The following is an 11140-nucleotide window of genomic DNA, read 5'->3' on the forward strand; positions in this document are numbered from 1 at the left end:
TCGTTACCCCTCCCGGTTTTGAGCGAGAAACGCATCAAGTAATTCGTAGTAGCGGGGCTGATGCCTGATCGTCGCATGAATCCGGTGGGGGGCGCCCTCAATCATTTCAACGGTCGCATCGGGGTTTGCCGCTAAAAAGCGCGACTCATGTTCGGGCGTGAACCCCGGCCCTAATTCCGGATCGGCCCGCACGAGCATCGCCGGAACTTTTAGCGGTTCATCGCCTTTGAAGCTTTCAAACACGGCGGTCGACTTCGCCGGGGTCCAGCATGCAGGGTCCTGACGCATCAGACCCGAGGCGGCGCTGAGGATATGCCGGGCGCTTGAGTGATCGGCCTGAACGCCGCCCTGCGGCGCCGGCGCGTCTCCCGCGGCGCTTAAATATTCGCCGAGCCCGGCGCCCTTTTCGCGCATTGCGATCAGCATTTTCTGGACAGCATCGAAACGTTTGTCATTGCCTGACTTTGCAAACTCAGCCGCTTCGCCAAAATAATATGGCGGGTCTTCCATGAACAACGCTTTCAGGAACGGATGCGGTTGCTGCGCCAGAAAAGCGCCGGTGACGGCGCCGAGGGAATGACTGACGATGATTGTCGGCCGACGGATAAAATCGAGCGCAGCGGCGGCGTCCGCCGCGTAATCTTCCACCAGATATGACTCCGCACGGTCCGAGTGACCATGGCCGCGAAAATCCAGCGTCCAGACCTGAAAGCGGTCTTCATAACGGCGCACCGTCTCCTGCCAGGTGTCGCGCGCCCCGGCGATGCCGTGCAGGCAAAGAACAGCCGGCGCGCCTTCAGGCCCATAGACCGAAGCCGCCAGATTGAGATCGCCGTTTTTTATGGTGAGGTCTGTCATCGGCGCTTTCGTTTGTTCGGTTATCGCTAAAGCTATGATACGTATGTTTCCCATGAAACACACGAGACGCACAATCTTGCAAGGCGGCGCCGCACTGGCTGCGCCCTCTTTAGCGATGACCACGGCGACAGCCCTGCCGCGCCAGTCAAACTCCGCAGCTGACGATGAAGCCTATTGGCGCGAAGTCGCAAAGGCCTATGACGTCAAACAGGACATCATCAATCTGGAAAACGGCTATTGGGGCGTCATGGCGCGCCCTGTCGCCGAGCGCTATGTCGAGCAGGTAAAACGCGTCAATCACGACAATTCCTATTATGCGCGCCGCACCTATGGCGACGACTATAGAGCCGTGATCGCGCAATTGGCGTCGGCGCTCGGCGCTGACGAAGAGGAAATCGCCCTGACGCGCGGCGCGACGGAAGCCTTGAAGGGCCTCATCGCCGGCTATAACAAGCTCGAGCCCGGGCAAGCGGTAATGTATGCCGATCTCGATTATCCGGAAATGATTGCGATGATGGACTGGCGCGCGAACCAAAGCGGTTGCGATGTCGTTCGCGTCACTATCCCTGAGCCTTCAACCCATGAAGAGCTGATCGCGTTTTATCAAAAAGCGCTTACCGACAATCCGTCCGTGAAGCTCCTGCTGCTCACCCATATCAGCAACCGCACGGGCCTCGCGATACCTGTGAAAGAGATTGTCGCCATGGCGCGCGGGCGCGGCGTCGATTGCATTGTCGACGCCGCTCACTCATGGGGCCAGATGGATTTCAGCGCCGAGGACATTGGCGCCGATTTCGTCGGCTATAATCTGCATAAATGGATCGGCGCGCCGGTTGGCGTCGGCATGATCTATATCCGCAAGGGCCGTCTCGGCGATATCAGCCCCGATCCGGGCGCGCCGGATTATGATCTCGATCGCGTCGCCGGGCGCATTCACACGGGCACAACAGATTTCGCCGCCGTCCTGACCCTGCCCGAAGCGTTGAAATTTCATCTCGATGTGGGCCCGGCGGCAAAGGCCGCACGATTTTCCTATCTGCGCGATCTCTGGGCGGAACCGTCACGCGGGGTTTCAGGCGTCGAAGTGCTGACGCCGGACGATCCGCGCCTGCATGCCGGCATCACCTCGTTCCGCCTGACTGGAAAAACAACGCCGGAAGACAATATCGCCGTTTCAAAACGGCTCCTCGACGAGTTCAACATCTTCACGGTGCATCGCGTCGGCGTCGCGGCGGGCGCCTGCGTGCGCGTCACGCCCGCGCTGTATAATTCCCCGGATGATGTCATGGCGTTGACGAAAGCGTTGAAGACGATGACCGCCTAACGATCCCGCCAGCCATTCGTAATCGGATAGCGCCGGTCTCTTCCGAAATTGACGCTTGCGACTTTCGGGCCCGGCGGCGCCTGGCGACGTTTATATTCCGCGACGTAAAGCAGATGCTCGATTCGGCGCACGGTCTTTTCTTCATAGCCCGCCGCAACAATGTCCTTCACCGCCATTTCCTTTTCGACCAGCATTTCAAGAATCGGGTCGAGCACATCGTAAGGCGGCAGTGAGTCTTCGTCTTTCTGGTCTTCGCGCAGTTCGGCGGAGGGCGGCTTGGTGATGATGCGTTCGGGAATAACCTCGCCCTCAGGGCCTTTCAGCTCCGGCGTGTGATGGGCGTTGCGCCAGCGCGACAGCGCAAACACCTCCAACTTGTAGAGGTCTTTCAGCGGATTGAAGCCGCCATTCATGTCGCCATAAAGCGTCGCGTAGCCCACCGACATTTCCGACTTGTTGCCGGTCGTCAGCACCATGTCGCCGAATTTGTTGGAGAGCGCCATCAACAACACGCCCCTCAGCCGCGACTGGATGTTTTCCTCGGTTACGTCTTTCGCCAGATTGTCGAAAGCGGGCGCCAGCATCTTGTCGAAGGCTTCGACTCCCGGCTCGATCCCGATGGAGCGATAGGTGACGCCCAGCGCCTTTGCGCAGGCTTGCGCGTCTTCAAGGCTTTCCGTTGACGTGTACCGCGACGGCATCATCACGCAGTGAACGGCGTCCGCGCCCAAGGCGTCCACGGCGATCGCCGCCGTCAGCGCAGAATCGATCCCGCCGGAAAGCCCGATGACGACGCCTTTGAACCGGTTCTTGGTCACATAATCATGCACGGCCATGGTCACCGCGCGATAGATCATTTCCTCAGCCCCGACCCATTTTGCTTCCGGCCCCTCGACACAGGCCCAACCGGCGACATCTTTTTTCCAGCGGGTGATCGCAACCGATTCTTCGAATTGCGGCGCGCGATATTGAACGACCCCTGCGGAGTCCATCACGAAGGATGCGCCCTCGAACAGGACTTCATCCTGTCCGGCGAGCTGGTTCAAAAAGATCAGCGGCCTGTCCGTTGACGCCACCCGCGCGCGCGCGGCCATGGTGCGTTCTTCCAGCGCGGTTTTGCGGAAGGGCGATCCGTGCGGAACAATGAAAAGCGCGGCGCCTTTTCCGGCCAGATGTTCAGCCGCGCCCAGCAGCCACATGTCTTCGCAGATCATGAGGCCAAGCTTGACGCCTTTGAACTCCGTCGGATCGGGATAGCCCGCCCCCGGCGTAAACCGGCGGGGCTCGTCAAACACGCCGTAATTGGGCAACCGCACCTTGTCGCGGCGCGCGGCGATCTCGCCATCCGCCAACAGGAACACGGAATTGTAAAGCGCGTCCCCTTCCTTCCAGGGAGAGCCGACAATCATCGCCGGTCCGCCATCGCCGGTCGCCGCCGCGAGCTGCTCCACCGCCTCCATGCAATGGCGCTGATAGGACGGCTTTTGCACGAGATCTTCCGGAGGGTAGCCGGAGACCACCAGCTCGCAAAAAACGGCGAGATCGGCGCCGTTCGCAGCGGCCTCGGCGCGGGCCTTCAGGATGCGGGCGATGTTGCCGTCAATGTCGCCGACTTGAGGCGCGATCTGGCAGAGGGCGATGGAAAGGGTGTCGGTCATGGGTTCCTACTTATGCTCTTTTTGAGCACATGTGAAGCGGCTACTCCGCCGCTTCTTCAATAGCGTGCATATCCTCATCGGAAAGGCCGAAATGATGTCCGATTTCGTGGACCAGCACATGCGTGATCAGATCCTCGAGGCTGAGGCCGCGGGTTTGGCGCCATTCGGCCATGATCGAGCGGCGGTAAAGATGGACATGGTTGGGAAGCGCCTCTTCCGCCGCGCCGAACTCGACCCCTTCGAAAAGGCCGGAAAGCTCCAGCGGATCGGCGATCCCCATCTCGTCGAGAAGCTCCCGCTCAGCCTCCTGCGCGACATGAATGACGACATTGCCGCAAAGCGCGCGAAACGCCGCCGGAAGCCCCGCATAGGCCGAGCGCACCAGACGATCGAAGGTATCAAGGTCCGGCTCGTCCACCCCCGGCGCGCTCACCGCGCGGCTTCTCCGCCGGGACCGTCTTCGGGAAAGCCAACAGCGTCATAAAGCTCTTTCAGCAATGGCGCGACTTCTTTCATGGCGGGGCGGCCGCGGACCATCCCCGTCCGGACAACAACCATTTTCTTGTCGGGAATGATGAAAACATATTGGCCTTCATGGCCTGCGAAGAAAAACATCTCTTCAGAAACACCGGAGAAGAAACGCTCTCTGCCATCTTCGCCATCCTGGTTCAGCCAGAATTGCGCCCCATACTGACGATCCGACGCGCCGGCGGGTGTTTTGACGTAATCTTTCCAGCCTTCGGGCAACAGACGTTCACCGTTCCAGACGCCATCCTGAAGATAGAGCTGGCCGAGCCGCGCCCAGTCCCGCGCCGTCGCATAGACAAAAGAGGAGCCAATGATAGAGCCCGTTGCGTCAGGCTCCATCGTTATGGTTGCGACGCCAACGGGTTCAAAAATCGCCTCTTGCGCAAAAGCGTATATGTCGACGCCCTCATGCTCCAGAACCTGGCGCAGGGTGCGGGCGATAAGATTGGTCGTTCCGCTCGAATAATACCAGACTTCGCCCGGCGCATATTCAACAGGGCTCCGCGCCGCCATGCCGCCAGCATCCGCGCGTTCGAACAGCATGCGGTTCACATCCGAACGCACCTGATCGTAATCCTCTCCAAACGCCAATCCTGACTGCATATGCAGGAGATCATTCCAGGTGATTTTTGATTTTTCAGAATCGCCTTCCCATTCAGGAACCGGGGCCGGATCATTGATATCAATGAAGCCGCGCTCCACCGCCGCACCTACCAGCGTCGCAGTCACGCTCTTGGCCATGGACCAGGAAAGGAACGGCGTCGCCGCGTCAAATCCATCCGCATAACGCTCGTCAATAATCTTGCCGTCCACCGCCACAAGCACCGCACGGTGGTTCGGCCCGTTGTCTTCAAAGGCGCGCGTGAGCGCGAAATCAACGGCGCCATAATCAACGCGCATCAGCGCTTTGCCGGAAACCGGCGGCGCCTCCGCCCAGGGCTCGATGGCAAACCCGGCCGGCGGCGGCGGCAACGGCGCAACGCGGCCCGCATTCGCAAGCGTACAGCCATAGCCTTCGCGATAGATCGCACGCGCAGCGCCGAAACCAAGCGGGCCTTTTGCGCGGACCGTTTTCGCATCGCTGTCGACGACAACTGAAATCTGCTTCATGGCATCGGGCATGCCGTCAAATTCATGGGGGATGACAGCCCCGCGCTCACGGCCGGCGACAAAGAGTTCCGAACAGGTAATCTTCGCCTTGTAGCCGGCGCCGATGCGCGCGAGCCGGTCGGCTTTGAGGCCGGCCTGAACGAGAAAAGCCGCAGCAATGGCCGCCGCCCCGATAAGAATATTATTTCGCAAGGACATGAACAGTTCCGTGTTATTTGGGCGGAAAGCTTACCGGGCCCGAGCCATCCTGTCAGCGGCAAGTTGCAGATGCGCGCGGGGCAGGTCTCAGGCTATCAGCGGTTTTGGAAGGCGCTCGCCCACATCGACGGCGAGCTTTAACTGCCGCGCCCAGCCTTCTATCAGGTCGAGCTCCTCGCGATGGCGATCCTCGAGCGAGCGCTCATCACGGGAGCGTTCTTCAGGAGTATATTCCTGATCCTCGAATTTCGAGTTTTTCGAAAAGACGGCGCCCACATTGGCGGCGAGTTTGTCGTCCGGCAGATCGAGCTTCAGATGCGCCGCCGCCGCTTTCAACACGCCTTGCGGGTCTTTCAGAAGATCGCGGTAATAAAGCGAGCGAACATTCGCCGCGCCAGAGGAAAGAATGCGCGCGAACATTTCCATCTGATGGCGCAAGACCAGCGCCGCGATCTGTAGATCGGTAAAGCCGAGCGCCTGCCGCTCCGGGATCGCTGCGACGCCCTCCCCGTCGAGGGCGAAGATCGTATATTGTTTGCGCGTGAACGCCTTGCACGCCTCGCCTTTTTTCAGGACCGACAACAGGAACCCGCGCAAGTCGCCGTAAAGAAGGATGACAGGCGCGCCGGAAGCGACAATGAGCGGCGCAATATTATTCGCTGTGTTGGTGGGCTTTATCAGGATGCGCTCACCCGGTTGGTGCGGCCGCGCCAGCAGATTGACGGTCGCAGAAACCGTCTTGCGCGCAGTTTCAACCCCGGCGCCCTTCGCCATGCGCAAGACATTCGCCGCCTCCATCAGGACATTCGGTTCTTTCAGCGCAAGAACAGCGCCGTTTGCATCAAGCGCTTTGGCCATGAGCGTGGAACAGCAAAAAGCCGTATGAAAGATAAACGACGGCATCGGGTTCGCCGGCGCCGCCGCGGCAAGATCATCAAAAGACGCGGTCATGGAGCCGGTAACGGATTTCTCCATGCGCTGGTCGAGAAAAGGTTCGTTTGAAAGTCCGTTACGATCAATCCGCGCGAGCGCGAGAAGGCGCCGGTTCGCGTCAAGAGCGTGGGGAAACCAGGCGGGATCGCGGGCCAGCGCGCCCACATCTTTCGGCGTCGTATTTGTCGCGGTCGTCATTGCTCATCTTGTGGACTTAACAGCGCTTTTACGCTAGTGCAAAAACCGAATTTGGAGCTTGCCCATGAAAAAAATTTACCCTGACGCCCGGGCCGCGCTGGACGGGCTGACCTTTGACGGCATGACAGTCATGTCAGGCGGTTTTGGCCTTTGCGGGATCGCTGAAAACCTGATTGTTGCGCTTCGCGATAGCGGCGTCAAAGACCTGACCGTCATCTCGAACAACGCCGGCGTCGACGATTTCGGCCTCGGCCTGTTGCTGCAAACACGGCAGATCAAAAAAATGATTTCGTCCTATGTCGGCGAGAACAAGGAGTTCGAGCGGCAATATCTTTCGGGCGAATTGGAGCTTGAGTTCAACCCGCAGGGAACCCTCGCCGAGCGCTGCCGCGCTGGCGGCGCCGGCATTCCCGGTTTTTACACCAAGACCGGCGTCGGCACGCTGATCGCCGAAGGTAAGGAACATAAAGAGTTCGACGGCGAGACCTATATTATGGAGACCGGCCTTGTCGCCGATCTTTCCATTGTCAAAGCCTGGAAAGGTGACGAACAGGGCAACCTGGTTTTCCGCAAGACGGCGCGCAACTTCAATCCGATGATGGCGACCGCCGGCAAGGTCACCATCGCCGAAGTCGAAGAGATTGTGCCCCTTGGCAGCCTTGATCCTGATTGCATTCACACCCCGGGCGTTTACGTGCAGCGCCTGATCAAGGGCGATCATGAAAAACGCGTCGAACAACGCACTGTCCGTCAACGGGAGACTGCATAATGGCGTGGGATAGAAATCAGATGGCCGAACGCGCGGCCAAGGAACTCGAAGACGGCTTTTACGTCAATCTCGGCATCGGCATTCCAACGCTGGTGGCGAATTACATTCCGGACGGCGTCGACGTTACGCTGCAATCGGAAAACGGCATGCTCGGCATGGGCCCCTTCCCCTATGATGACGAGGTCGATCCTGATCTCATAAACGCTGGCAAGCAGACGATCACGGAATTGCGCCGCACCTCTTATTTTTCATCGGCGGATTCCTTCGCGATGATCCGCGGCGGTCATATCGACCTTTCCATTCTCGGCGCCATGGAAGTCTCTGAAAAAGGCGACCTCGCCAACTGGATGATTCCGGGAAAGATGGTGAAAGGCATGGGCGGCGCGATGGATCTTGTCGCGGGCGTCAAGCGCGTCGTTGTGGTGATGGACCACGCCTCCAAGGCGGGTGATCCGAAACTGCTTCACGAGTGCTCGCTGCCGCTGACCGGTCAGCAGGTGGTCGATATGGTGATCACCAATCTCGGCGTTTTCGAGATTGAGCGCGGCAAAGGCATGAAGCTGACGGAGCTGGCGCCCGGCGTCACGATTGACGACGTGAAAGCCCAGACCGAGGCCGACTTCGAAATTGCGGTTTAAAACGACGCCGCCAGCGGCGTGACGGTGTTTTCGCTATCGTGCACTTCCTTGTGCACGATGCAGCGCAAGAGATGAGCGAGCGCTTTTTGATCGCCGCTCATCTTCATGCGGGACTTCGCTTCTTCAGTCGTCAATTCCATCCGGAATGACTGCATGATCGTCGCCACATCGGAAATGATGGTCGCCACAGCAGGGCCATCGCCGCCGCGGCGGACAGTCATTTGCCCATTCATATTATAGATTGTGTACGGAAAATCGTCGATCAGGATATGCGCGACGTAATTATTCTCGGGCTCCGGGCAATAGGCCGCGAAAATCTCGATCGCCAGCGCAACGGAGTCAGGCTGGAGATTGTCCGTATAAATACATTCCCGCGCCGGACAGGATTCAGGCCGCTCGAAGAAATACATGATCGACCATTTCATCATGGTGCGGATGGAAGGGCGCAACGCCTCGCCCGTATCGGTGAGACGATACCGTCCCCGCGCATCGCCGGTGGAGACGGCCTCAATCAACCCGGCCTCTTCGAGTTCTTTCAGCCGCTTGCTTAATAAGTTGGCGCCGATGCCCGGCAAGGCCGCCTGCAAGTCGCCAAAACGCTGGGGCCCTAAAAACAGATCCCGGATGATCAGGAGCGTCCAGCGCTCGCCCAAAAGGTCCAGCGCATGGGCCAGAATGCAGTCCTGATTATATGTCCGCGCCATTCGGCGTCCTCCCGGCCCGTTTCCAGGCTATTTTTCCTGATCCTACTATGAGTACGACTAACTTGTCGTGCCTGTAACAAGATCGTGAGCTAGGTGCAAAATATATTTGACACTTCATTTGTATATAGTAATATCCATATTGTTTTCAATCGGTGAATAAAAACAGCGCTACGCCGGGCGCACGGAAAATGGAGAAACCCTATGCGTAACAATATCCTAGCTGGCCTGGCCCTGGCCGCAGCCGCTTTCGCCGCCCCCGCACAAGCCGAAGACTGGAGCGCCCATTTAGACGCCTGCGCCGCAGCCGCTGAAGCCCAGGGCGTCGTCACCGCCGGTGAATATAAGGCGAAATTCCTCACCGGTTCCGGCGGCTCCATGAAGCGGATCTCTCTTGAGCTTATCCCGACCGCCGGCGAGACCATCAAAGCCGAATGCAAAGTCAAACGCGGCAACGTCAAGGAACTGACCATCAAGGTCTGACCTTCAAGACTGAGCGGCCAATTGCTGGCCGCCGCGACGAAATTCCGCTCGGGCCGGGCGTCCCTGTTTCCACCCTGCCCGACTCGAGCGGGATAAACCCTGAGAAAATCCCTGATAACTGAAGCGCCCTTTTGCGAGGGCGCTTTTTTCGTCATCTGAAAATCCAGAGATCGTGCGCGCGTTCATGTCCCGAAAATAGCAATAAGTCGCGAACCGGAATTCCCCCGCCCGGGGCTTGTTGCGGCGCCGTCTTCCACAGGCTAAAGACCTTTTCCGTAAGGAGTTTTTGACATGACCTGGACGCCTCAGAGCTGGCGAGAAAAAGCCGCCCTGCACATACCGACCGACTATCCGGAACCGGCCGCCTTAACCGAGGTGGAAAAGCAGCTTGCGACCTATCCGCCGCTGGTGTTTGCGGGCGAAGCCCGGACTCTGCGCCAGTCGCTGGCGCGTGTCGGACGGGGCGAGGCGTTTCTGCTTCAGGGCGGTGATTGCGCCGAAAGCTTCAAGGAATTTCACGCGAATAATATCCGCGACACCTTCCGCGTCCTCCTGCAAATGGCGGTTGTGATGACCTTCGGCGCCGGCGTGCCGGTCGTAAAAGTCGGCCGCATCGCCGGGCAATACGCCAAGCCCCGCTCCTCCCCCACGGAAACGATCGAGGGCGAGACGCTGCCGAGCTATCGCGGCGACAACATCAACGCCATGGAGTTCGAGGCGGGCGCGCGGGCGCCGGACCCGCAACGCTTGTTGCGCGCTTATGGGCAGGCTGCGGCGACGCTGAACCTTATTCGAGCTTTCGCTTATGGCGGCTACGCCGATCTCAGAAACGTCCAGAAATGGAACCTCGAATTCGTTTCCGGCAATCCGCAGGAAAATCGCTATCGCGAAATCGCCGACAAGATTTCCGAATCGATCACCTTCATGGAAGCCTGCGGCATTGACGGATCGACAGTGCGCGCCATTCGCGAAGTTGATTTTTACACAAGTCACGAGGCGCTGCTGCTCGGATTTGAAAGCGCAATGACACGCGTCGATTCGACGACAGACAAATGGTACGATACCTCGGCCCATCTTCTCTGGATCGGCGACCGTACGCGTCAACTTGACGGCGCCCATGTTGAGTTCTGCCGCGGCGTCGAAAATCCCATCGGCATGAAATGCGGACCGAGCCTTGATCCCGACGAACTCATCAGCCTGCTCGACGTTCTCAATCCGAACAATGAGGAAGGCCGCATCGTTCTCATTTCGCGTTTCGGCGCCGGCAATGTCGAAGACGGCCTGCCGCCGCTGGTCCGGGCTGTTCAGCGCGAAGGCCGCAATGTCGTCTGGTCATGCGATCCGATGCACGGCAATACGGTGAAGGCTGGCACGGGCTACAAAACCCGCCATGTGGACGCCATCCTGTCCGAAGTCGGCTCTTTCTTCGATGTCTGCTATGGCGAGGGGGCGATCCCGGGCGGCGTCCATTTCGAGATGACCGGCCAGAACGTCACCGAGTGCCTGGGCGGGTCCCAGGAAATATCGGAGGCGGACCTCCATTCGCGCTACCACACCCATTGCGATCCACGCCTGAATGCAAGCCAATCCCTTGATCTTGCGTTCATTCTTGCTGACCGCTTCAAAGCCCGCCGAACCGCCGGATAGGGACAAATAAAACAACTATTGCTCTTAACACCTGCCGCGAAACAGGTGGAAATATAGTGTGAACGCCCTAAACTCTACTGGTGCTTTCCTGCGCT

At 59.0% G+C, this 11140-nt stretch carries 11 protein-coding genes; 5 read left to right on the forward strand and 6 right to left on the reverse strand.

The features are described 5' to 3' along the window. Positions 1-3: 3 nt before the first annotated feature. Positions 4-858 carry an alpha/beta fold hydrolase gene (locus tag ACFOOP_RS18825; protein WP_379882706.1) on the reverse strand — a complete coding sequence of 285 codons (855 nt, stop codon included), beginning with the start codon at positions 856-858 and terminating at the stop codon, positions 4-6. A 52-nt stretch (positions 859-910) separates the two neighbouring features. Between ACFOOP_RS18825 and ACFOOP_RS18830 the strand changes: the two genes are divergently transcribed. After that, on the forward strand, positions 911-2182 hold the full coding sequence (locus ACFOOP_RS18830; protein ID WP_379882707.1) for an aminotransferase class V-fold PLP-dependent enzyme: 1272 nt from the start codon (positions 911-913) through the stop codon (positions 2180-2182). Here ACFOOP_RS18830 and ACFOOP_RS18835 read toward each other — a convergent pair. The 4 genes from ACFOOP_RS18835 to ACFOOP_RS18850 form a co-directional block, all read right to left on the reverse strand. Continuing rightward, positions 2179-3840 carry an NAD+ synthase gene (locus tag ACFOOP_RS18835; protein ID WP_379882708.1) on the reverse strand — a complete coding sequence of 554 codons (1662 nt, stop codon included), beginning with the start codon at positions 3838-3840 and terminating at the stop codon, positions 2179-2181. The genes ACFOOP_RS18830 and ACFOOP_RS18835 overlap by 4 nt on opposite strands. Positions 3841-3880: 40 nt before the next feature. Further along, complete coding sequence (locus ACFOOP_RS18840) at positions 3881-4273, reverse strand: metallopeptidase family protein (RefSeq protein WP_379882709.1); 393 nt, start codon at positions 4271-4273, stop codon at positions 3881-3883. Then, positions 4270-5676, reverse strand: coding sequence for a serine hydrolase domain-containing protein (locus ACFOOP_RS18845; RefSeq protein ID WP_379882710.1), 1407 nt, complete (start codon positions 5674-5676; stop codon positions 4270-4272). Before ACFOOP_RS18845 ends, ACFOOP_RS18840 begins: the two co-directional genes overlap by 4 nt. 87 nt (positions 5677-5763) lie before the next feature. Continuing rightward, positions 5764-6807 carry a hypothetical protein gene (locus tag ACFOOP_RS18850; RefSeq protein ID WP_379882711.1) on the reverse strand — a complete coding sequence of 348 codons (1044 nt, stop codon included), beginning with the start codon at positions 6805-6807 and terminating at the stop codon, positions 5764-5766. Positions 6808-6871: 64 nt separating this feature from the next. Here ACFOOP_RS18850 and ACFOOP_RS18855 point away from each other — a divergent pair, with 64 nt between their 5' ends. Further along, positions 6872-7576 (forward strand): CoA transferase subunit A, encoded by a 705-nt coding sequence (locus ACFOOP_RS18855; protein WP_379882712.1) that lies wholly within the window; start codon positions 6872-6874, stop codon positions 7574-7576. Beyond that, positions 7576-8214: a 3-oxoacid CoA-transferase subunit B gene (locus tag ACFOOP_RS18860; protein WP_379882713.1), complete on the forward strand. Its 639-nt coding sequence runs from the start codon at positions 7576-7578 to the stop codon at positions 8212-8214. Before ACFOOP_RS18855 ends, ACFOOP_RS18860 begins: the two co-directional genes overlap by 1 nt. Here the strand turns inward: ACFOOP_RS18860 and ACFOOP_RS18865 are convergent. Beyond that, on the reverse strand, positions 8211-8918 hold the full coding sequence (locus tag ACFOOP_RS18865) for a winged helix-turn-helix transcriptional regulator (protein ID WP_379882714.1): 708 nt from the start codon (positions 8916-8918) through the stop codon (positions 8211-8213). The two genes, ACFOOP_RS18860 and ACFOOP_RS18865, sit on opposite strands and share 4 nt — an antisense overlap. A gap of 201 nt (positions 8919-9119) precedes the next feature. Here ACFOOP_RS18865 and ACFOOP_RS18870 point away from each other — a divergent pair, with 201 nt between their 5' ends. Then, the gene (locus ACFOOP_RS18870; RefSeq protein ID WP_379882715.1) at positions 9120-9398 is read left to right on the forward strand and encodes a hypothetical protein; all 279 of its coding nucleotides are present in this window, start codon (positions 9120-9122) and stop codon (positions 9396-9398) included. A gap of 291 nt (positions 9399-9689) precedes the next feature. Further along, positions 9690-11045, forward strand: a complete 1356-nt coding sequence (locus ACFOOP_RS18875) for a class II 3-deoxy-7-phosphoheptulonate synthase (protein WP_379882716.1) — start codon at positions 9690-9692, stop codon at positions 11043-11045. The last annotated feature ends 95 nt before the right edge of the window (positions 11046-11140 follow it).

It is taken from the genome of Hyphococcus aureus, from assembly GCF_042643165.1.
GTDB lineage: Bacteria > Pseudomonadota > Alphaproteobacteria > Caulobacterales > Parvularculaceae > Hyphococcus > Hyphococcus aureus.